Consider the following 22330-nt stretch of genomic DNA (forward strand, 5'->3'; position numbering starts at 1 on the left):
CGGTTGGGTTGGCTCATGCTTCGGTTCCGTCGCGGGGTGGATAGCTGCCGGTCTGCCTCAATGCCTCGCCCAATACCATCGCTGCCGCGAGCGCGACATTGAGAGAGCGCAAGCCGACCAGCATCGGAATGTGGACGCTGGCGTCCGCAGCCGCATGGACCTCCGGGGCGACGCCAGCGGATTCGCGGCCGACCATGACGATGTCTCCGGCTGAGAAGGCGAAATCGAGATGGCGCGCCGTGCCATCGGTTTCGGCCAGGATCAGGCGATGGCCCGCCTTGCGCCGCCAGGCCTCGAAGGCTGCGAAGGAATCATGGCGCGCGACCATGGCGCGTTCGAGGTAGTCCATGCCAGAGCGGCGGAAATGCCGGTCCGAGACGTCGAAGGCGGCCGGCTCGACGATGTCCACCGCGATGCCGAGACAGGCCGCCATGCGGATCATGGTGCCGGTGTTCTGCGGGATGTCGGGTTGGTAGAGGGCGAGACGCAGCATGGCTGCGGTCATGGTCGGGGGCCGGGGCAGCGTCAAGGCGGATGGCCGTGGCCGTCGCGATGTCCTCGCCGAAAGCGGGCCGATTGCAGGCTCGGTCCCTCAAATGAGGGATGCGCCCTGCCGTCCGGCGGTTCGACGATAGGGCCATCGGCGGCGTCTCCGGCCGCTGCGTTCGCGCCTGGGGAGGGACCGATGCCCTACGCCAAGATCCGCCAGAATTTCGAAGCCATGCGCAGCGCCTACAGGGACTTCAAGTCGCTGCCGCCGGACATCGAGAAATGGCTCAAGGACCAGCATGCGGTCGAGGACAAGGAAAACGAGAAGCGGAAGATCGAGAACATCGAGCGCGAGGCGCAGGGCAAGAAGCCCCTGCCGATGCTGCACAGCACCTCCTGCTGCCTGCAGGCGAGCCTGTCCTTCAACGCCACCTCACAGCCGATTCCCAAGGCCGGTCCCGTCGGCCGCGACAACACCACGCTGAGCGGTGGCAAGAACTATGTCCTCAATGTCGACGAGTTCCGCTCCTACCTCACCTACAAATACGGCCCGACCGACCAGGTCGTCGAGTTTTCGGAGATCGAGGGGCTGCAGGGCGTCCTGATCTTCGGTGGGGGGCATATCGAGTTCTGGGATGGCGAGGCCATCTTCCAGTCGGCGAAAGGGGCGGCCAAGCGTGCCGGCAACCAGAACGCCGTCATCGGCGCAGGCTTCCTCAAGAGCAGGCCGCTCTGGTTCTGGCAGATCACGCAGGAAACAACGGTCGCCAGCGGGCCCGACTGGTTGGTCGGTTGGTGGGACGTCAATGACGGCAACACCTATTACTACTATTTCCATCCCGACGGCACGGTGAACTACATCGACACCCGACCCTCGCCGAAATGGACGCCGTCGAAGAAGATCGGCAACCAGGGCCGCTACGTGATGCGCGCGAACGGTCCGTTCATCACCTGGCAGCCGAAACCGGGGGTGAAGCCGACGGAGGAAACCTTCAGCCGCGGCGATTCCGGCCGGAGCGAAACGGTGATGTCCGGAAGCTCCAACAATTACGGCGGGCTGATCGCACGCAAGATGTAGCCGCGCCTCGTGCCGTTGCGGGTGAGCCGACATAGCGTCTTGATCGTTGGCGGGCGCGGGGGCGCCGAGGACTGCTGTCACGCGGTGACGGCCCGGCATGCGTCAAGAACGCTGGTCTTCGCGGGCGAAGCGCCCCATATCACACCACGTTTTCGTCGCCATGCCGGTCCAGAGGAGGGCGGACATGTTTACCGCCCTGTTCCGCTGGCTCGAGAGCCGGATCGACGTCTTTGCGCCCTTCAACGAGCGCGAGACTCCGCCGCGCGGCGTCTGGCCGTTCATGTGGCACCACATCAAGGGCGTGAAGGGCTGGATGGCCCTGATCATGCTGACGGGCTTGGGCTTCAGCGGCATCGAGGCGGCGATGTATCTGATGGTCGGCTGGTTCGTCGACCTGCTCTCGACGCAGTCGCCGCAGACGATCTTCCGCGACCATGGCACGATGCTGCTGGCGGCGGCTTTCGTGCTCGTGGTGCTCAGGCCGCTGATCTATTTCGCCAACCACGCCATCGTCGACCAGGTCGTGGTGCCGCAGATCACCAACCAGATCCGCTGGCGCAACCATGTCTACACGCTCGGCCATGCGCTCGGCTATTTTCAGAACGATTTCGCGGGACGCTTGTCCTCGCGCGTCATCCAGGCGGGCCAATCGATCCGGGGCGCGACGATCGAGGTCATCGACGACCTCTGGTACGCGCTGATCTTCGCCTCGGTCGCGATCGGCTTCTTCGGTTCGACCTCGCTCTGGCTGGCGCTGCCGGTCCTGGTCTGGCTCGCGGCCTATATCGTGCTGCTGATCTACTTCGTGCCGCGCGCCAAGAAGCGCTCGGAAGCGAATTCGCTCGGGCGCTCCTCGACGACTGGGCGCATCGTCGATGCCTACACCAACATCCTGACGGTCAAGCTCTTCGCCCGTGCCGATGCCGAGCGCTCGGCCGTGCGCGATTCGCTGACGCGCTGGAATGCGTCCTTCCTGAACCTGTCGCGGCTGATCACCGGCGTCAGCGTCATCCTGCAGACGATGAACAGCCTGCTGGTCGTCGTCACGGCCTGGCTGTGCCTGTGGCTCTGGAGCCAGGGTTCGATGACGCCCGGCGCGGTCGCGGCCTCGATCGGGCTGGTGCTGCGGCTCGTCCAGATGTCGACCTGGCTGATCCATCTCGTGCGCGGCGTGTTCGAGAATCTCGGCTCCGTGCAGGAGAGCATGGAGACGATCGCCCGGCCGCATGACCTGACCGACGCGGCGGATGCCGTGCCGCTCGTCGTCGACCGCGGCAGCATCCGCTTCGACAAGGTCCGCTTCAATTACGGCAAGGGCGGCGGGCTGTTCGAGGGGCTCGATCTCGAGATCAGGCCCGGCGAGAAGATCGGGCTGGTGGGCCCCTCGGGCGCCGGCAAGTCGACGCTGGTCAACCTGCTGCTGCGGCTCTATCCGCTCGAGGGCGGGCGCATCCTGATCGACGGGCAGGACATCGCCCATGTCACGCAGGACACGCTTCGCGCCCAGATCGGCATGGTGACGCAGGATAATTCGCTGCTGCACCGCTCGATCGGCGACAACATCGCCTATGGCCGCATGGGCTCGACGTCGGCCGAGATCGCGGAAGCCGCGCGGCAGGCCTCGGCGCATGAGTTCGTGCTGGGGCTGAGCGATCAGGACGGTCGGCAGGGTTTCGATTCGCGCGTCGGCGAGCGGGGCGTGAAACTCTCGGGCGGCCAGCGCCAGCGCATCGCGATTGCGCGGGTCCTGCTCAAGGACGCGCCGATCCTGATCCTGGACGAGGCGACCTCGGCGCTCGATTCGGAGGTCGAGGCGGCGATCCAGGAGCAGCTCACCGCGCTGATGCAGGGCAAGACGGTGATCGCGATCGCGCATCGGCTGTCCACCATCGCCGCGCTCGACCGGCTGATCGTGCTCGACAAGGGCCAGATCGTCGATGTCGGCAGCCATGCCGAGCTGGTGGCGCGGGGCGGTCTCTATGGCCGTCTCTGGTCGCGCCAGTCGGGCGGCTTCCTGGCGGCTGCGGATCCGGAGACGATTTCCGCCTGAGCAGGGCGGACATCGCGGCTCCGGCGCTCCGCCGGAGCGGAGGCGCCATGGTCTTGGGCCAGGCGCTTCTCTGGCGAGGCGCTCTCGGGCCGGGCGCCGCTTGCTAGGCCGCTGTCCTGAAGCTCGTCACCAGCTTCGTCAACGTCTCGATCTGGCTGGTCTGCGACATGGCCGATGCCGAACTCTGCTCGGCCAGGGAGGCATTCTGCTGGGTCATCTCGTCGAGTTTCGCGACGGTTCGGCTCATGTCCTCGATGCCGCGCGACTGTTCGATCGATGCCGCCGCGACCTCCGACACTGTCGCAGCCACGCCGTTCGACGCCAGGACGATGTCATGCAAGGCCTCGCCGGACGAACGGACCAGCCGCGCGCCCTCGATCACGTGGCTGTTCGATGCGGCGATCAGGGCTTCGATATCCTTGGCCGCCTCGCCGGAGCGCTGCGCCAGAACCCGCACTTCGGCGGCAACGACGGCAAAGCCCTTGCCCGCCTCGCCCGCTCTCGCGGCCTCGACGGCCGCGTTGAGCGCGAGCAGATTGGTCTGAAAGGCGATGTCGTCGATGACGCTGGTGATGTCGGAGATCTTCTGCGCGGAGGTTTCGATCTCTGCCATGGCATGCACGGCCGAACCGACGATCTCCCCGCCCTTTTCGGCGATGTCCGTCGCATTGCGGGCCTGTGCGACGGCCTGCTGGGAGGATTGCGTGGTGAGCTTCACCGAAGCCGCGAGCTGTTCGGCCGTCGAGGCGCTCTCCTGAAGCGAGGCGGCCTGCTGTTCCGTGCGCTGGGCGAGGTCGAGAGAGCCGGTGCTGATTTCCTCGCCCGCGCCGCGAATCGCCTTCGCCACGATCGCGATGCTCCGCATCGTGTCGTTCAGCCTTTCGGATGCATGGTTGAAATCCGAGCGCAGCTTCTCGTAGTCGGCCGGGAATGCGGTGCCGATCCGATGGGTGAGGTCGCCGCGCGCCAGGCTGTCCAGGCCCTGCGCGAGACCGGCGACGATCAGTGCGCGCTCGCGATCGACGGCCTGCTGCAGGGCAGCACTCTCCGCCATCGAAGCCTGCTGCGCGTTGCGGGCGCGTTCGGTGAGTTCGCTTGCCGCCTCGGCTGCCTGTTGTGCGGTGGCGGCCTCGCCGAGCGCGGCGTCCGCCCGTGCGAGCGAATGCTCGGCGGCCGCGAGCGTTCCGCGAATGGTCTGGGCCGCCCAGGCCAGTGTGACCGCCTCGGCGACCAGGATCACGGCGTGGACGAGGACCCGTCCGAGTGCGCCGTCGCCGGGGAAGACGAGCCCGGGCATAACGAAGGAGAGGAGCAGATGGTGGACGGCGACAACCGCTGCCGCCGCGGCGATGACAACCCAGTCGCAGTAGATGATCAGCATGGCGAGGGCGGCGAAATAGGCCATGTGCAGGTCGATCTGCCAGGGATGGCCGGCAAGGGCGGCCACGACCAGCGAAACGGCGACCATCAAGGACACGCCGAGCGCGACCCGCGTCCCGGTCTCGCCCCGGTCGAACCACGCCAGTGCGGTCGCGGTTGCGCCCAGCGCGACTCCGGCGGCGGCGACGGCGCCCGGTGCATTCGGGACCAGCAGCACGGTCGGTACGGCAGCCCAGATGGCCGCGACGATGACGCGGTTTCCGAGCCGCCGAAAGTCGAAGATGCTCATCGTCATCGGGGTTCGGTCCTTGCACACATGGCAGCGCCATTGGGGTCGAGTGAAAAAAGAGCGCCCTGATCGCTCAGGCGCTTCGCCGCATCGCCGCCTGCGGAGCGCACGATGACGACGAAGGGCAGCGTTCCGGTCGCCAGAATCGCGCCGGCCCCCGCCGCTGCCGTCAGAATCTCGGCCTGGCTCCACCAGGGAGGAAACACGCCCGCCGCGAGCGATGCGTCCAGCGGGCGGGCGGCCAGAACAGGGATCATGGCTGTCGATATGGCGGCGATCATTATCGCGGGAAGCCAAGCAGAAAAACGCATCGTGTCGCGGGGCTCGGTCGGCGGATCGACGCTGCCGGTATCGCACGGGCATGGTTAATTTTCCCCTTGGCAGGCGGTTACGGCCGGCTCCGGACGCGCGAAGCGCTTGCCCGGGCGCCCGGGAATACGCCAGGGCGCCAAGGAATCGGGTTTCGAAGCCGATTCAGGCTGTGGGGCCGGCGAGCAGTTTGGACTCTGCTGCCGGCCGGAGGCGTCGTCGGAACTCGCCGAGGGCGACGTCGTGCGCGTCGCCGGAAAGCGTCGCGCCCGCTGCGACGGGAATGGGGCGGAACAGTAGACTTCGTCCAAACTGCATGCCAAAGAGCGCGACAGTGACGCGCCGCCGCATTGCGGCCGTGACGACACGCCCGTAAGACGGGCGCAGGGCTGTAATTTCGAGTTGTTCCAAGGCTCGACTGACGTTTTAGAGGATTGGATCGTGGCGCACGCGACCGATACGACATCGACCGAAACCACCCGCCGCGATTTCCTCATGCTGGCGACCGGCGCCGCCGGTGTCGTCGGCCTCGGTGCCGTCGCCGTGCCGCTGGTGATGCAGCTCGCGCCCGACGCCGCAACGGTCGCCGCCGGCGCGCCGATCGACGTCGATCTCGCTCCGGTCGCCGAAGGCCAGGCGATCAAGCTGTTCTGGCGCGGCAAGCTGATCTTCGTGCGCCATCGCACGAAAAAGGAGATCGACGAGGCCCGTGCGGTGAATGTCGCGACGCTTCCCGATCCGCAAGCCGACCAGGCCCGCGTCAAGGAAGGCCATGAGCAGTTCCTGATCGTCTATGGCAACTGCACCCATCTCGGCTGCGTGCCGCTCGGCAACTCCCCCGGCGATCCGAAGGGCGATTTCGACGGCTGGTTCTGCCCCTGCCACGGTTCGCACTACGATTCCTCCGGCCGTATCCGCAAGGGCCCGGCGCCGTTCAACCTGCCGGTGCCGCCCTATGCGTTCAGCGCCGACACCAAGATCAGGATCGGCTGAGCGATGCGCTCGACCCGTTCCCGCCTGGAAGAGACAGCCCCGAGGCATTCCGCATGAGTGGTCACAGTTCCTACGTCCCGAAGACCGGATTCGAGCGCTGGCTCGATGCGCGCCTGCCGATCATCCGCCTCGCGCATGATTCGGCGGTGTCCTACCCGGTCCCGCGCAACCTGAACTACTTCTGGACCTTCGGCGGCATCCTGATGTTCATGCTGGTCGCGCAGATCGTGACCGGCGTCATCCTGGTGATGCATTACACGCCGCATGCGACGATGGCCTTCAACTCCGTCGAGCACATCATGCGCGACGTGAACTATGGCTGGCTGCTGCGCTACCTGCATTCCAACGGCGCCTCGATGTTCTTCGTCGCCGTCTATGTCCACATCTTCCGCGGCCTGTATTACGGCTCCTATAAGGCCCCGCGCGAGGTGCTCTGGATCCTCGGCGTGGTGATCTTCCTGCTGATGATGGCGACCGCCTTCATGGGCTACGTCCTGCCCTGGGGCCAGATGTCGTTCTGGGGCGCGACCGTCATCACCAACCTGTTCTCGGCCCTGCCGGTGGTCGGCGAAACGATCGTGACCTTCCTGTGGGGTGGCTTCTCGGTCGATAATCCGACGCTGAACCGCTTCTTCTCGCTGCACTACCTGCTGCCGTTCATGATCTTCGGCGTGGTCATCCTGCACGTCTGGGCGCTGCATCACGTCGGGCAGAACAACCCGACCGGCGTCGAGGTGAAGAACGTCGAGAAGGACACCGTGCCGTTCACCCCCTACGCGACCATCAAGGACGTGTTCGGGATGGTCTGCTTCGTCTTCGTGTTCTCCTATTTCGTGTTCTATCAGCCCAACTTCATGGGCCATGCCGACAACTACATCCCGGCCAACCCTGCGGTAACGCCGTCGCATATCGTTCCGGAATGGTACTTCCTGCCGTTCTACGCGATCCTGCGCGCCATCCCCGACAAGCTCGGCGGCGTGCTGGCGATGGGCGCGGCCATCGTGGTCCTCGCCTTCCTGCCCTGGATCGACACCTCCAAGGTCAAGTCGATGAGCTATCGTCCGATCGCCCGCCAGTTGTTCTGGGCTTTTGTCGTGGTTTGCATCGGTCTCGGCTGGCTCGGTGCGATGCCGGCGGAGGGTGGCTATGTCACCGCCTCCCGGATCTTCACGGCGCTGTATTTCGGCTTCTTCGTGGCGCTCTTCATCGTCGGCCTGTTCGAACGGCCGAAGGCGCTGCCGAATTCGATCGCCGATTCCGTGCTCGGTCCGCTGCAGGGCGGATCGGGTGCGCGGATGGCCACCGCCGCCGCTGCCGAACCCAACGCCAAGGGCTGAGACGAACGATGAGCAAGATTTCGGTCCGTTCGGCCGCCTTCGGCCTCCTGCTTGCCGCCCTGCCGCTGACCGCGCAGGCGGCCGGCGACCGCATCGAGCCGCCGGCTCTGAGCTGGTCCTTCTCCGGACCGTTCGGCAAGTTCGACCGGGCCCAGCTCCAGCGCGGCTTCAAGGTCGTCAAGGAGGTCTGCGCCAACTGCCACTCGATGTCGCTGCTGCGCATCCGCAACCTGTCGCAGCCGGGCGGTCCGGAATTCAGCCCGGGTCAGGTCACGGGGCTGGCCGCGACCTACCAGGTCAAGGACGGCCCCAACGACCAGGGCGAAATGTTCGAGCGTCCGGGCCGCCCGGCCGATCCGTTCCCGGCCCCGTTCGCCAATGAGCAAGCGGCCCGCGCGGCCAATGGCGGGGCGTTCCCGGTCGATCTCTCGGTGATCGCCAAGGCACGCACCTATGAGCGCGGCTTCCCGCGCTTCGTGTTCGACATCTTCACGCAGTACCAGGAGCAGGGGCCCGACTACATCGCCGCGCTTCTGGGCGGCTACAAGGACCCGCCGCCCGAGGGCGTCACCCTGATGCCCGGCCAGTACTACAACACCTATATGCCCGGCCATCTGATCGCGATGCCGAAGCCGCTCAACGACGGGCAGATCGAGTATCCGAAGGGGCCGGACGGCCAGCCGCAGGTTCCCGAGACCGTGGCCCAGTATGCCAAGGACGTCTCGGCCTTCCTCGTCTGGGCAGCCGAGCCGCATCTCGAACAGCGCAAGCGCATCGGCCTGCAGGTGATGCTGTTCCTGCTGATCTTCGGCGGGCTGCTCTACTATACGAAGAAGAAGGTCTGGGCGCGCATGCCGGACGGCTCGCCGCTGCACCACTGATCGCATACGATATCAGGAGAGGGCCCCGGAGACGGGGCCTTTTTCGTTGGCGACCTGTGCTGTTGTACATGGCGCTGCGGCCGTTTGATAACACCGTCATGCAAGCCTGCTTGCCATGCAAGCTGCTTGCGTCGCGCTTTTGATCAGGGAAACACGCATGAGCGAATCCGTTCTCGGAATCATCGGCGGGTCCGGCATCTACGACCTGCCGGGATTGACCGATCTGCGCGAGGAGCGCGTCGAAAGCCCCTGGGGCGAGCCCTCGGACGTGCTGCGGATCGGCCGGATCGGGGCGACGAAGATCGTCTTCCTGCCGCGTCATGGCCGCGGCCACGCGATCCCGCCCTCCGAGATCAACTACCGTGCCAATATCGACGTGATGAAGCGGGCCGGGGTCACCGATCTCGTCTCGCTCTCGGCTTGCGGCTCCTACAAGGCGGAGCTGGCCCCCGGCCTGTTCGTGCTGGTCGACCAGTTCGTCGACCGCACCAGCGGGCGCCAGAGCTCGTTCTTCGGCAAGGGCTGCGTCGCGCATGTCTCGCTCGCCCGGCCCGTCGGGCCTGCCCTGCAGGCGCGCATCGCCGAGGCGGCCACGGCCGAGGGCCTGTCCTTAGTGCGAGGCGGAACGCTGGTGACGATGGAGGGGCCGCAATTCTCGACCTATGCCGAGTCCATGACCTACAAAGGTCTGGGCTATGACCTGATCGGCATGACCGCGATGCCGGAGGCCAAGCTCGCCCGCGAGGCCGAGATCACCTATGCGACGGTGGCGATGGTGACGGATTTCGACTGCTGGCACGAGGAGCACGGGCCGGTCGATGTCGCCGCCGTGGTCAAGGTGCTGCATGAAAATGCCGACAAGGCGAAGCGGCTGGTGGCGCGGCTCGCCGCCGATTTCCCGGCCGAGCGCGTGCCCTGTCCGGCGGGCTCCCACAATGCGCTCGACAATGCCATCATCACCGCGCCCGACGCCCGCGATCCTGCCCTGCTCGCCAAGCTCGACGCGGTCGCGGGACGCATCCTGAAAGCGGCCTGAGCCGATGAACCTTGCCGATACCATCCGCGCGATTCCGGATTATCCCAAGCCCGGCATCATCTTCCGCGACATCACCACGCTGCTCGGCAATGCGCGTGCGTTTCGCCGCGCCGTGGACGAGCTGGTGCAGCCTTTCGCGGGGCTGAAGATCGCCAAGATCGCCGGCATCGAGGCGCGCGGCTTCATCCTCGGCGGTGCCGTGGCGCACCAGCTCTCGGCCGGCTTCGTGCCGGTGCGCAAGAAGGGCAAGCTGCCGCACGAGACGGTCAGCGTGAGCTATTCGCTGGAATACGGCACCGACGAGATCGAGATCCATACCGACGCCGTCGTGCCGGGCGAGCGCGTGCTGCTGGTCGACGATCTGATCGCGACCGGCGGCACGGCCGAGGGGGCGGTCAACCTGCTGTCGCAATTGGGGGCTGAGGTCGTCGCCGCCTGCTTCATCGTCGACCTGCCGGATCTCGGCGGCGCCGACAAGATCAGGCGGCTCGGCGTGCCCGTGCGCACGCTGGTCTCCTTCGCGGGGCACTGAGGCGGTCGGCATGAGGATTCACGGTCAGGCCTACCGGACGATCTGGTTGGCGCAGGATGGCTGGCGCGTCTGCGTCATCGACCAGACACGGCTGCCCTTTCGCTTCGAGACCGTGACGCTATCCTCGGCCGAGGCGGCTGCCGAGGCGATCCGCAGCATGATCGTGCGGGGTGCGCCGCTGATCGGGGCAACGGCTGCCTATGGCATGGCGCTGGCGATGCGTGCGGAGCCGTCCGACGCGTCGCTGGAGGCAGCGCTTGTTTTGCTTGGCGCGACACGGCCGACCGCGGTCAACCTGCACTGGGCCCTGGCCCGGATGCGGGGGCGGCTCGTGGCGCTGTCGCCGGAGGAGCGGATGGCCGCCGCCTACAGCGAGGCCGCCGCGATCTGTGACGAGGATGTCGCGCTCTGCCGCGCCATCGGCGAGCATGGGCTCGGGCTGATCCGCGCCATCGCCTCGGGGCGTCCGGCCGAGCGGGCCATCAACATCCTGACGCATTGCAATGCCGGCTGGCTCGCAACCGTCGACTGGGGCACGGCTTTGGCGCCGATCTATCTCGCCCATGATGCCGGAATCCCCCTCCATGTCTGGGTCGACGAGACCAGGCCGCGCAACCAGGGGGCGGCGCTGACCGCCTATGAACTCGGGGCGCATGGCGTGCCGCACACCGTGATTGCCGACAATGCCGGCGGGCATCTCATGCAGCATGGCGAGGTCGACATGGTGATCGTCGGCACCGACCGGACGACGGCAACCGGCGATGTCGCAAACAAGATCGGGACCTACCTCAAGGCGCTGGCCGCGCACGACAACGGCGTGCCCTTCTATGTGGCGCTGCCCTCGCCGACGATCGACTGGGGGCTGTCGGATGGCCTGCGCGAGATCCCGATCGAGGAGCGCGCGGCGCGCGAGGTCACGCATCTGACCGGGCTTGGCGAGGATGGCGAGGTGAGGTCGTTCCGTGTGGTCGCGCCTGGCAGCGACGCGGCGAATCCAGCTTTCGACGTGACGCCGGCGCGGCTCGTCACCGGGCTGATCACCGAGCGCGGCGTCACACCGGCCAGCGCGGAAGGGCTCGCCCGGCTGTTTCCGGATCAGGTGAGGGGAGCGGCGGCATGAGCAGGCCGGGGCGATGAACAGGGCAGGACGATGAACAGGGCAGGACGATGAACAGGGCACGGCGATGAGCAAGGACGAAATCGGCGAGGCGATCGTCGCGGTCGCGCAGGCGATCGACAGGGCGGGCTTCTGCCCGTCGAAATCGGGCAATGTCTCGGCGCGGACGCAGGCCGGTTTCCTGATCACCCCCTCGGGGCTGCCCTATGCGGAGACGACGCCCGGGGATCTGATCGCATTGTCGCTTGATGGCGCGGTGCTGTCGGGGGCCGGCAAGCCGTCCTCGGAATGGCCGTTCCATGCTGCGATCTACCGCGCGCGGCCGGAGGCGCAGGCGATCGTGCACACCCATTCGCCGCGCGCCACGGCGCTCTCCGCGACGCGGCGCGGCATCCCCGCCTTTCACTACATGATCGCGCTTTGCGGCGGCGCCGACGTGCGCTGCGCGGAGTACGCGACCTTCGGCACGCCGGAGCTGGCGGAAAATGCGATGCGCGCGCTGGAGGGGCGGAAAGCGGTGCTGCTCGCCAATCACGGGGTCATCGCGTTCGGCGCTTCGCTCGCTGGCGCGCATCAGATCGTCGCGGAGGTCGAGAACCTCGCCGGGCAGTATCTCGACATCCTCGCATCGGGCCTTGAGCCGGTCATCCTCGACGATGAGGAAATGGCACGCGTCAGCGCGAAATTTGCTGGCTACGGCAAGGTCGGCTGAAACGAATAGAGCCCCGGTCCGATATGGGCCGGGGCTCATTGATGCCGCATTTTGCGTCAGGCCTTGGTCCAGCCCGCGTACCAGGTGTTGAACAGCGCGAGCTGCGTACGGGCGTAGTGCTTCTGGCCCGTGGTCAGGCTGTCGGAGGCGTTGAAGTGCAGCTCGTATTCCGGGCTGCCTTCGAGAACCATCAGGTATTTGTAGAACAGCACGAGGTCCGGCCCCTCGTCGAAGCTCGACAGCACGGCGAGCGCCCCATCGAGTTCGAGCGCCTTGGCACGCGCCCCGACATCGCCCTTCGCGGCCTGCTCGCAGAGCGCGACCAGATGCAGGACAGGCTTGGGCAGGACGTTGCCGATGCCGGTGATGGCGCCGCTGGCGCCGCAATTGACGAAGCCGTGGAAGACCTGCGTGTCGACCCCGACCATCAGCGTGATGTCGTCCGACTGGCCGGTGATGTTCTCCGCCGCATAGGTCAGGCTCTTGGCGCCGCCGAACTCCTTGAAGCCGATCAGGTTCGGGAACTTGGCGCGGAGCTGGAAGAACAGGTCGGCGCGGGTCTCGAAGCCGTAATAGGGGCTGTTGTAGATCACCGCGGGCAGGCCGTTGGCGGCTTCCAGGATCGCGGCGAAATGCGCGGCCTGGGCCGATGCGGAGGGGCCGCGCGAGAGCACGCGGGGGATGACCATCAGCCCCTTGGCGCCGACATCGCTGGCATGCTTGGCGAAGGCCGCGGCGCGCTGCGTGTTCTGGGCGCCGGTGCCGACGATCACGGGAACGCCGGCCTTGGCGAGCCTGGCGACGCCCTCCTGCCGCTGTTCATCGGTGAGCAGCGGCCAGTCGCCCATCGAGCCGCAATAGACGACCGCCGACATGCCGGCGGCGATCAGCTCCTTGCCCTTGCGGACGAGCGCATCAAAATCGGGGGTGAGGTCCGCCTTGCAGGGCGTCATGAGGGCGGGAATGGTGCCGGTGAAGACATCCGAAGCCATGGAGCGTTTCCTTTGCGTTTTCTTGGGCAGGCTTGAACGATCGGGAGATGGGGCAGGAGCGGCCCCGACGGCGTTTCGGTCGGGGCCCGGTGGTCTGAGGCGCGACGCGGCTCAGGATTCGTAGTGGAAGGGATCGTCGACGGTGTGTGACGGCTGGGTGAACCAGTGCGCGCCGTCGGCCGCCATATAGGCGATGTCCTCGAGCCGCACACCGAATTCGCCGTAGATGCACATCATCGGCTCGACCGAGAAGCACATGCCGAGCTGAAGCGGGGTCTTGTTGCCCTTCACCATGAAGGCCTCCTCATGGACATCTAGGCCGAGGCCGTGGCCGGTGCGGTGCGGCAGGCCGGGCACCTTGTAGCCGGGGCCGAAGCCCGCCGCCTCGATGACGCCGCGCGCGCCGAAATCGACGTTCTCGCAAGGCGCACCGAGCTTCGCGGCTTCGAAGCCGGCGAGCTGCGCCTTCTTCTCGAGGTTCCAGATCTCGCGCTGGCGGTCGCTCGGCTCGCCGAAGACATAGGTGCGGGTGATGTCGGAGCGATAGCCGCCGACCTTGGTGCCCATGTCGATCAGCACCATGTCGCCGTCCTGAAGCGTCTGCTCGTAGGGCACACCATGGGGATAGGCGGTCGCCTCGCCGAACTGGGCGGCACCGCTGGTCCAGCTCATGCCGAGCTTGCGGTGGGCCTGGTCGAGGAACATCTTGACCTGCGCCGTTGTGACGCCGACCTGCAGGGCGCGGGCGGCGGCGCGGTGCACCTCCATGGTGATGTCCATGGCACGCTGGATCAGGGCGATCTCGGCTGCCGATTTCAGCTGCCGGCAGGCGGCGGTGATGGAATTGCCATGGGTGAAGGAGAAGCGGTTGCCGGCCTTGCGCAGGCCGTCGGCGATGTAGAACGGGGTATGCGGATCGAGCGCGACCTGGCCGCTCTCGTAGCCCATGCTGCGGATCGTTTCGATCACCAGCTCGGTCGGGTCCTCATGTTCTTCCCAGCAACGGACGTCGTCGCCGAATTTCATGTATTCGCGCGTCTTCGGCTCCTCGAAGGCCGGGCTGAGATAGGCGATTTCGCCCTCGACGGGGATGATCGCGCCATGCAGGCGTTCGGTCAGATTGAGCTGGATGCCGGTGAAATAGGCCAGGCTAGTCGAGGTGTCGAGATAGAGCGCCTGCAGGCCCTGCTCACGCAGCAGCGCCTGCGCCTTGGCGACGCGCTCCTTGAATTCCTTCACCGCGATCGGCTCGATGCCGTCCGTCATCGGCTTCAGCCTGGCGAGTTCCGCCTCGAAGCTCGATCCGCCCACTCCGATCGTCATGGTCTCTTATCCTCGTTGGTCAGTCTTGAGAGTTCGTGGTGTCGAAAACGATGGCGTGTCAGGCCGCGGGTGAAACCTCTTCAGGCCGCAGGCGCTTGCGTCCCGGCCAGCCCGTCCTCGTGTGGTTCGAGGAGTTGGAGCAGGTCGTGGCGGACGGCGAGCACGTGGTCGAGCGTCAGCCGCGCCGCGCCCTCGGCGTCGCCGGCCCGGCAGAGATCCAGCAGGGCGGCATGCTCCCGCTTGGCCCGGGTGGTCGCGCCGTCCGACATGGCGAGCTGGACGCGGGTGTAGCGGTCGGTGTTGGCGAGCAGCATCCTGACCAGCTCGAAGGTCTGGTTGCGTCCGGCAGCCCGGTAAAGCGACAGGTGATATTCGGTGTTGAGTTCGCCCCAGGCATCGAGATCGCCATTGGCGATGGCCGTGGCGTAGTCGGCGAGGATGGTCTCCGCCCGGGCAAAATCGCTCGCCTGGAGCCGCGGCACGGCGCGCCGCATCAGGTCGGGCTCGAGCGTGGCGCGCAGGTCGAAGAGCTCGGCGATGTCGGATGCCGAGAGCGCGGTCACGACCGCACCGCGATGCGGGTGGAGCGTGACCAGCCCCTCGGCTGCGAGTTGGTGGAAGGCCTCGCGGATCGGGATGCGGCTGATGCCGAACTCCTTTGCCAGCGCGTCCTGCCGCAGCGCCTCGCCGGCGGCGACGGAGCCGGAGAGGATGCGCCGGCGCAGTTCGGCCACTGCGGCGCCGGTCACCGTCTGCCGGAACTGTGGCAGCGTCGAACGCATGGAGAGGGGGCCGGTCATGGGGGCTCGCTTACTGGGCCTTGTAGCGGCGCTGCACCAGCAGCCCGGAGATGGCCGTCAGCGAGAGCGTCGTCAGCATCAGGATGAAGGCGATCGCTGCCGCGAAGGGCCAGTTATTGTTCACCGCGAACTCGCGATACAGCATCGGCGCCATCATCTGGAAGCGCGCGCCGCCGAGCAGGAAGGGCGTGGCATAGGCGTTCATCGCAAGGATGAAGACGAGGATGCCGCCGGTGGCGATGCCGGGCAGCGCGAGCGGCAATACGACATGCCAGAAGCGCCGTGCCGGATCGGCTCCCAGGCTGTCGGCAGCCTCCTCGAGCCGCGCATCGATGCCTTCGATCACACTTTGCAGCGTCAGGATCATATAGGGCAGGTTAATCGAGAGGATGCCGATGGAGACGGCGAACGAGGTGTAGAGCAGCGAGATGCCCGGCCCGCCGAGCGCAGTGTAGATGGCATCGATGATGCCGCCCTTTGCGAGCACGCCCATCCAGCCGAGCGCACGCACCGTCGAGCCGATGAACAGTGGCAGGATGATCAGCAGCACGCCGATCGACTTCCAGCGGCTCTGCGAGCGGGCGAGCTTGTAGGCGATCGGGAAGCCGAGGATCAGGCAGAGCAGCGTCGTGACGATGGCGATGCCGAAGGTCGTCCAGAGAACCCCGGTATAGAACGGGTCCGTGACGAAGCGGAGATAGTTCTCCGGCGTGAACGCGTCGACCATGAAGGTCCTGCGGTCGTATTTGTTCAGGCTGAAGCGGGCGAGCAGCGCCAGCGGCAGCACGAGCGACAGCAGGACGACCATGGTCGCCGGCCCGATGAGCAATGAAGCGGTGAGCCCCTCGGGCCGACGGCGCGTCATGATCAGCGACGCTCCAGCGTGCGGCGCCACCAATCGTTCATGTCGTCGCGGACGGCGCTGAGCTGAGGATAGGGCGCGGGCAGCAGCTTCGTGCCCTCCGGCATGGCCAGACGCTTGGCGACTTCGCCTTCCAGCGCTGCATTGGTGATGGTCGGCTGATAGCCCATGCTGTCGGCGAAGCCGCGCTGGGCGCGCGGGTCGAGCGCGGCGTTGATATAGGCGAAGGCGGCGGCCTTGTTGGGCGCGTTCTTCAGCACGCACATGCTGGAGACATAGGTCATGCAGCCCTCGGCCGGGAAGGACGAGGTCATCTCGACGCCGCCCTTGTTCCAGAACAGTACGCGGGCATGCCAGACGAGGCCGACATCGATCTCGCCGGACTTGATCCCGGGGGCGAAGGCCTCGGTCGAGGTGTAGATCTTGGCGCCGGCCTTGACGAGCTTCTCCATGCTCGCCTTGACCTCGGCGATCTTGCCCGGATCGCCCTGCTGCTTCAGGGCGGCGGCCATCGCGACCCAGATGTAGCTGTTGTCGAGAATGCCGACCTTGCCGCCATAGGCCTCCATCTCGGTGTAGCTCTTCGGCGGCGTCTTCACGCGCTCGGGGCTGTAGGCGATGACCTGTGGGCTGTAGATATGCGGGATCGAATAGGGCGTCGCGAAGGTCGGCTGGACGTATTTGAGGTTGGGAACCTTGCCCTCGTCGAGCGGCTCCAGCATCCCGGCATCTTCGAGATCGTAGGCGGCGGGGGCCTGCACGCAGATGACGTCGACGCTGCCGCGCGGCAGGCGGCGCTGGGCGATCGACTTGGCGACGCGGGTCGGTTCGGTGCCGGCGTCCTGGACGACCTCGAGGCCCTTCGGCTTGAGCAGCGGGTCCTCGATGTTCTGGGTCAGGAGCTTGGCGTAGTCGCCGCCCCAGGTGCTCATCACGACGCGGCCGGAAGCTTCCTGCGCGCGCAGGATCGCTGGGGCGAAGGGCGCTGCGGCGGCGCCCGCAGCCAGTGTCAGCAGATGGCGTCGATTGGGCTTGAACAGATCCGTCATCGCGGTGATCCCCTCGTTTCGGGTTGGCGTTCGTTGTAAAAGTCGCTCAGGCAGTGGTCGTGCAGTCGGTGTCAGGTCAGAGCCGGGACCGTGGTCTCGCTGGCGTCGAACAGGCGCTCGTTCAGGCCGTCCCAGGTGATGGCGACGCTCTCGCCCATGGCGCGGCGTGTCCCGCCCATTGCGCCCGTCGGCTCGTGCAAGGCGAGGCTGCTGCCATCCTCGAAGGAGAGCAGATAGTCGACATGGCCGCCGACATAGGTCGCGTCCTCGACGCGGGCGGTCGCTCGCGGCGGCGCCGCATCGCCTTCCCGGTGTAGCCGGACGCGCTCGGGGCGCAGCGCCAGCGTGTGCTGCCCGCGCTGGGCATAGCTGCGGGCGAGCTTCACGACACTGCCGCCGGGCAGGCGAAAGGTGTCGGCGTCGACAAGCTCGCCGGTGACGAGATTGCTGTGGCCGATGAAGCGGGCGACGAAGGGGTTCAGCGGCTGCTCGTAGAGCTCTTCCTGCGTGCCGACCTGCTGGACCTTGCCCTCGTTCATCAAAACCAGCCGGTCGGCCATGGTCATGGCCTCGTCCTGGTCATGCGTCACCATCAGCGCTGTCAGCCCGGCGGCGCGCTGAAGCTGGCGGATTTCGCGGGCAACCGACTGGCGCAGATTGGCGTCGAGGTTCGACAGCGGCTCGTCGAGCAGCAGCACTTTGGGCCGGATCGCCAGCGCGCGCGCCAGGGCGACGCGCTGCTGCTGGCCGCCCGAGAGCTGGCGCGGGAAGCGGTCCGCCATGGCGGTCAGCTTGACCATCGCCAGCGTCTCCTCGAGGCGCCGGTCGATCTCGGGTTTGGGCAGCTTGCGCATGCGCAGACCGAAGGTGACGTTCTGCGCCACCGTCAGATGCGGGAACAGCGCATAGCTCTGGAAGACCATGCCCATTTCGCGCTGATAGGGCGGCAGCGAAGCGTAGTCCTTGCCCTCGACCAGGATGCGGCCGCTTGTGGCGGCGACGAAGCCGGCAACGAGGCGCAAGGTCGTCGTCTTGCCGCAGCCGGAAGGGCCGAGCAGGACGAGCATCTCGCCCTGGCGGACATCGAGATTGACGTCCTCGACCGCTGCGGTCGAGCCGTAGATCTTGGTCAGACCCTCGATGCGGAGATGGGAAGAGGTGCTCATCAGACGACCTTGCTCAGCTTGACGTACCGGTCGATCGCCAGCAGCAGCGCCGCGATCACGGCCGTCTGGACGACGACGACCGAGGCGACGAGGGGATCGAAGCGGTATTCGAGATATTGCAGCACGGAGATCGGGAAGGTGATCATTCCGGGGCTGATCAGGAACAGCGTCATCTCGATGTTCTCGAACGACACGATGAAGGCGAAGAGTGCAGCCGCGATGATGCCCTGCCGCATCATCGGCAAGGTCACGCTCCAGAGCACGCGGCCGGGCGAGGCGCCGAGATTGGCCGCAGCCTCCTCGATCGAGCGGTCTAGTTGCACCAGATTGGCGACGCAGAGGCGCACCACCCAGGGTGTCGTGATCAGGAGATGCGCCAGGATCAGCACCCAGTCGGAACCGATCAGCGGAAACTCGGTGCGAATCTCGATGTCGACCATCAGCACATAGATGCCGAGGCCGATGACGACGCCGGGAACGGTGAGGGGCGAGAGCAGCAGCACATTGAGCAGGCCGCGGCCGGGAAAACTGTAGCGCACCAAAGCGATGCTGGCCGGGACGCCGATCAGCAAGCTGCAGAATGTCGCCATGGCAGCGACGCGCAGGCTGGTGCCCAGCGACTGCCCGAATTTCGGGAATTCGGCGAGCCGGCCGTACCAGGACAGGGTGTAGCCGCTCGGCGGGAAGGTCACCACGCCATCGGCAAACAGGCTCATGAAGGCCGTCATCAGCAGCGGAATCAGCATCAGCGCGACGCCGATGACGACGAGCAGGCGGACAAGGCCATTCAACGCCGCGACGCTGGCCGGATGGCCCGGCACAGCCGTTCCGGGCGCTAATGCGACTGAATTCTGCGTGACCGCCAACCGGCTGACTCCCCTCGAAAGCCCGCTCAGGAGACCGGAGAAAGGATGCATCTGTCAATTGGATAAAATCGCCAATATGCAATTGCCTGTGTCGGGGTTCTGTGGAACGTTCCTTTTCCCACCTGCCCGCGGGCTGTTCGAGCGCCGTGGGGAACCAGCCGTTTTTGCCGTTCGGAGAGCCGTCTCATGAGCCTGATGCTGTTCACCGGGGGACGCTTCCTCGACCCCGCCCAGGACCGGCTGCTCGACGGCATCGAGGTGCTGATCGAGGGGGATCGCGTCGTCGAGGTGTCCGATCGCCCGATCAGTTCGCCCGCTGCGACGCGGATCGACCTGCGTGGTCGTACGCTGATGCCCGGCCTGATCGACATGCATGTCCATGTCGTGTCCGCGGTTGTGAACGGCGTGCAGAACGCGATGACGCCGTCCTCGCTCGTCGCCTTGCGCACGGCGCGGACCATGAAGGCGATGCTGATGCGCGGCTTCACCACGGTGCGCGATCTTGGCGGCGCCGATCTCGGCCTCGTCATGGCGGTCGAGGAGGGGCTGATCGAAGGCCCGCGCCTGATCATCTGCGGCAAGGCGCTGAGCCAGACCGGCGGCCATTCCGATCCGCGCGACCGTTCGGAGACGCGCCCGCTCTACACCGGCCGGCTCGGGCAGGTCGGCCAGCTCTGCGATGGTGTCGATGCGGTTCGTCTTGCCGCCCGCGAGCAGCTTCGCGCCGGCGCCACCTTCGTCAAGATCATGGCGAATGGCGGCGTCGCCTCGCCCAACGATCCGATCCACGCGCTCGGCTTCTCGAAGGACGAGATTCGCGCCGCGGTCGAGGAGGCCGAGAACGCCGGCACCTATGTCTCGGCGCATCTCTACACCGACAAGGCGATCGCGCGGGCCGTGGAATGCGGTGTGCACTCGCTCGAGCACTGCAACCTGATCCAGTCGGAGACGGCGAAGAAGGCCGCCGCGGCGGGGGCCTTCGCCGTGCCGACGCTGGCGGCCTATGAGGGGCTGGCACTGGAAGGTTCGAATTTCGGGCTTCGCCCGGAATCGGCCGCCAAGATCGAGACGGTGCGGAAGGGTGGCATGGAATCGCTCACGATCATGCGCGATGCCGGCCTGCCCATAGGCTACGGCTCGGACCTGCTCGGCCAGCTCCAGAAATACCAGACGCTCGAATTCGAGCTGCGCGCGCGGGTCCTGCCGATGCAGGAGGTCATGGCCTCGGCAACGACCATGGCCGCGAAGCTCTGCCGGATGGAGGGCGAGATCGGCGCGCTGGTGCCGGGCGCCTATGCCGATCTGCTGGTGGTCGACGGCGATCCGTTGAGCGATCCTGCGCTGTTCCAGAACGACGGCCGGGCCCTTCGGGCGATCATGCGTGGCGGGCAGTTCTTCAAGAACGAGCTGCACTGAGGCGGCAAACCTGCCGGCACGACGAAGAACGGAGAACGGTCCGATGCGCGGAATGATCGTGGCGGCGCAGCCCGAAGCGGCCGAAGTCGGGGCCGATATCCTGCGGCGCGGCGGCAATGCCGTCGATGCCGCCATCGCCAGCGCCTTCAGCCAGGGCGTGGTCGATCCGCAGATGTGCGGGATCGGCGGTTTCGGCGCGATGCAGATCTGCATGCCGAAGCGCGGTGTCCATACCGTGCTGGAGTTCCTCGCGCGCGCTCCACTCTCGGCGACCGCGGATATGTGGGCGGACCGTTTCGTCGGGCAGACGCGCGACGGCTTCGTCTTCCTGATGAGCGACCATGCCAACGAACTCGGCCACCTCGCCGCCGGCACGCCCGGCAATGTCCGGGGCTATACCGAGGCCTTGGCGCGCTTCGGCACGATGGCGCTGAAGGACGTGATGGCGCCCGCGATCCGGCAGGCGCGCGAGGGCTTCATGGTTCGCCCTTACGTCCACTATTACTGGGCGATCGACCAGCGGGCGACGGGCCAGGTCAACACCGAGGACAAGCTGCGCCTCAGCGAGACGGGGCGGGCGATCTATTTTCATCCCGATGGCAGCCTGAAGCGGCCAGGCGATATCGTCGCCAACCCTGATCTCGCCCGCACGCTTGAGCGCATCGCAGCAGCCGGCCCCGATATCTTCTATACCGGCGAGATCGCGCAGGAGATCGCGGCCGACATGGCTGCCCAGGGCGGCCTGCTCACGACGAACGACCTCGCGGCGTATCAGGTGCGCGAAAAGCCGCCGATCTGGGGGGATTATCGCGGCTTCCGGATCGCGGGCAATCCGCCGGCGGCGGGCGGCGCCTCGCTGATCGAATTGCTGCAGATCCTCCAGGAGTTCGATCTTTCGGCCCTGACGCATAATTCGGCCGAGCACATTCGCATCCTCGCCGAGGCGATGAAGTGGATGACGATCGACAAGGACGCCCATATGGGCGACCCCGACTTCGTCGACGTGCCGCTCGACATGCTGCTGTCGCCCGCCTATGCTGCCGACCGGGCCGCCCGCATTCGTGCCGGCGAGAAAGCCAGCGTGCCGCGCTCGGAACGCGCCAAGGATCCGCCGGACACCACGGTCACCTGCGTGATGGACGGCGAGGGCAATGCGGTGACGATCACGCATACGCTCGGCCAGCCCTCGGGCGCGATCACGCCGGGCCTCGGCTTCATGTATAACGGCACGATGAGCGGCTTCGATCCGCGCCCCGGCCGGGCGGCCTCGATCGCGCCGGGCAAGGCGCGCGGCAGCGCGATGGCGCCGACCATCGTCTTCAGGGACGACAAGCCGGTGATCGCGATGGGCGCGCCGGGCGGCACCTTCATCGTGCCGGCGATCGCCCAGGCGCTGAGCAACGTCATCGATTTCAAGATGAGCATGGCCGACGCGGTCGCAGCGCCGCGCGTCGTCTGCCTGAGCGATACGATCGACGTCTCCAATCGCGTGCAGCGGAGCGTGACCGACGAACTGGGGGCGATGGGCTACGCGGTCGCGCGCTCCTACCAGTCCTTCGCCTTCGGCGCGCCGCATGCCGTCAGGGCCGAGGGCTATGGCTGGACGGGTGGAGCCGATCCGCAGCGCGACGGCATGGCGATCGGGGTCTGAGG

At 66.7% G+C, this 22330-nt stretch carries 21 protein-coding genes; 11 read left to right on the forward strand and 10 right to left on the reverse strand.

The features are described from left to right. Nucleotides 1–13 precede the first annotated feature (13 nt). Nucleotides 14–493: a tRNA (cytidine(34)-2'-O)-methyltransferase gene (locus tag C8D03_RS17115; protein ID WP_108051765.1), complete on the reverse strand. Its 480-nt coding sequence runs from the start codon at nt 491–493 to the stop codon at nt 14–16. A gap of 192 nt (nt 494–685) precedes the next feature. Here C8D03_RS17115 and C8D03_RS17120 point away from each other — a divergent pair, with 192 nt between their 5' ends. Beyond that, on the forward strand, nt 686–1567 hold the full coding sequence (locus C8D03_RS17120; RefSeq protein ID WP_108047975.1) for a hypothetical protein: 882 nt from the start codon (nt 686–688) through the stop codon (nt 1565–1567). A gap of 184 nt (nt 1568–1751) precedes the next feature. Then, on the forward strand, nt 1752–3617 hold the full coding sequence (locus C8D03_RS17125; protein ID WP_108047978.1) for an ABC transporter ATP-binding protein: 1866 nt from the start codon (nt 1752–1754) through the stop codon (nt 3615–3617). Nucleotides 3618–3720: 103 nt separating this feature from the next. Here C8D03_RS17125 and C8D03_RS26875 read toward each other — a convergent pair whose 3' ends face one another. After that, nucleotides 3721–5292: a methyl-accepting chemotaxis protein gene (locus C8D03_RS26875; RefSeq protein WP_181301054.1), complete on the reverse strand. Its 1572-nt coding sequence runs from the start codon at nt 5290–5292 to the stop codon at nt 3721–3723. Further along, a complete protein-coding gene (locus tag C8D03_RS26505) occupies nt 5289–5597 on the reverse strand; it encodes a hypothetical protein (protein WP_181301056.1) in 309 nt (102 codons plus the stop codon). The genes C8D03_RS26875 and C8D03_RS26505 overlap by 4 nt, the downstream gene beginning before the upstream one ends. A gap of 439 nt (nt 5598–6036) precedes the next feature. On the opposite strand from C8D03_RS26505, the gene petA reads away from it, so the two are divergent. The 7 genes from petA (at nt 6037) to C8D03_RS17165 (ending at nt 12203) form a co-directional block, all read left to right on the forward strand. Beyond that, nucleotides 6037–6588: a ubiquinol-cytochrome c reductase iron-sulfur subunit gene (petA, locus tag C8D03_RS17135; protein WP_282568600.1), complete on the forward strand. Its 552-nt coding sequence runs from the start codon at nt 6037–6039 to the stop codon at nt 6586–6588. 53 nt (nt 6589–6641) lie between these two features. Next, nucleotides 6642–7925 carry a cytochrome b gene (locus C8D03_RS17140; protein WP_108047982.1) on the forward strand — a complete coding sequence of 428 codons (1284 nt, stop codon included), beginning with the start codon at nt 6642–6644 and terminating at the stop codon, nt 7923–7925. An 8-nt stretch (nt 7926–7933) separates the two neighbouring features. Further along, nucleotides 7934–8806, forward strand: coding sequence for a cytochrome c1 (locus tag C8D03_RS17145; RefSeq protein ID WP_108047984.1), 873 nt, complete (start codon nt 7934–7936; stop codon nt 8804–8806). Nucleotides 8807–8963: 157 nt separating this feature from the next. After that, entirely contained in the window at nt 8964–9842 is an 879-nt protein-coding gene (locus C8D03_RS17150) for an S-methyl-5'-thioadenosine phosphorylase (RefSeq protein ID WP_108047986.1), read from the forward strand. Between the two features lie 4 nt (nt 9843–9846). Further along, nucleotides 9847–10374: an adenine phosphoribosyltransferase gene (locus tag C8D03_RS17155; RefSeq protein ID WP_108047988.1), complete on the forward strand. Its 528-nt coding sequence runs from the start codon at nt 9847–9849 to the stop codon at nt 10372–10374. Between the two features lie 10 nt (nt 10375–10384). Then, nucleotides 10385–11494 (forward strand): S-methyl-5-thioribose-1-phosphate isomerase, encoded by a 1110-nt coding sequence (gene mtnA, locus C8D03_RS17160; protein ID WP_108047990.1) that lies wholly within the window; start codon nt 10385–10387, stop codon nt 11492–11494. 64 nt (nt 11495–11558) lie between these two features. After that, on the forward strand, nt 11559–12203 hold the full coding sequence (locus tag C8D03_RS17165) for a class II aldolase/adducin family protein (protein WP_108047992.1): 645 nt from the start codon (nt 11559–11561) through the stop codon (nt 12201–12203). Nucleotides 12204–12259: 56 nt separating this feature from the next. Here C8D03_RS17165 and C8D03_RS17170 read toward each other — a convergent pair whose 3' ends face one another. The 7 genes from C8D03_RS17170 to C8D03_RS17200 form a co-directional block, all read right to left on the reverse strand. After that, entirely contained in the window at nt 12260–13195 is a 936-nt protein-coding gene (locus tag C8D03_RS17170) for a dihydrodipicolinate synthase family protein (protein WP_108047994.1), read from the reverse strand. Between the two features lie 111 nt (nt 13196–13306). Then, a complete protein-coding gene (locus C8D03_RS17175; RefSeq protein ID WP_108047996.1) occupies nt 13307–14518 on the reverse strand; it encodes a M24 family metallopeptidase in 1212 nt (403 codons plus the stop codon). Between the two features lie 80 nt (nt 14519–14598). Further along, nucleotides 14599–15318, reverse strand: a complete 720-nt coding sequence (locus C8D03_RS17180; RefSeq protein WP_210203941.1) for a GntR family transcriptional regulator — start codon at nt 15316–15318, stop codon at nt 14599–14601. Between the two features lie 10 nt (nt 15319–15328). Then, complete coding sequence (locus C8D03_RS17185) at nt 15329–16183, reverse strand: ABC transporter permease (protein WP_108048000.1); 855 nt, start codon at nt 16181–16183, stop codon at nt 15329–15331. Nucleotides 16184–16185: 2 nt separating this feature from the next. After that, a complete protein-coding gene (locus C8D03_RS17190) occupies nt 16186–17229 on the reverse strand; it encodes an extracellular solute-binding protein (RefSeq protein ID WP_108048002.1) in 1044 nt (347 codons plus the stop codon). A 71-nt stretch (nt 17230–17300) separates the two neighbouring features. After that, nucleotides 17301–18395 (reverse strand): ABC transporter ATP-binding protein, encoded by a 1095-nt coding sequence (locus tag C8D03_RS17195; RefSeq protein WP_108048004.1) that lies wholly within the window; start codon nt 18393–18395, stop codon nt 17301–17303. Further along, complete coding sequence (locus C8D03_RS17200) at nt 18395–19216, reverse strand: ABC transporter permease (RefSeq protein WP_181301058.1); 822 nt, start codon at nt 19214–19216, stop codon at nt 18395–18397. The genes C8D03_RS17195 and C8D03_RS17200 overlap by 1 nt, the downstream gene beginning before the upstream one ends. A gap of 231 nt (nt 19217–19447) precedes the next feature. Between C8D03_RS17200 and C8D03_RS17205 the strand changes: the two genes are divergently transcribed. Next, complete coding sequence (locus C8D03_RS17205) at nt 19448–20677, forward strand: metal-dependent hydrolase family protein (RefSeq protein ID WP_108048009.1); 1230 nt, start codon at nt 19448–19450, stop codon at nt 20675–20677. Between the two features lie 43 nt (nt 20678–20720). Next, nucleotides 20721–22328 carry a gamma-glutamyltransferase gene (gene ggt, locus C8D03_RS17210; RefSeq protein WP_108048011.1) on the forward strand — a complete coding sequence of 536 codons (1608 nt, stop codon included), beginning with the start codon at nt 20721–20723 and terminating at the stop codon, nt 22326–22328. The last annotated feature ends 2 nt before the right edge of the window (nt 22329–22330 follow it).

The sequence above is a fragment of the Bosea sp. 124 genome (assembly GCF_003046175.1).
Lineage (GTDB): Bacteria > Pseudomonadota > Alphaproteobacteria > Rhizobiales > Beijerinckiaceae > Allobosea.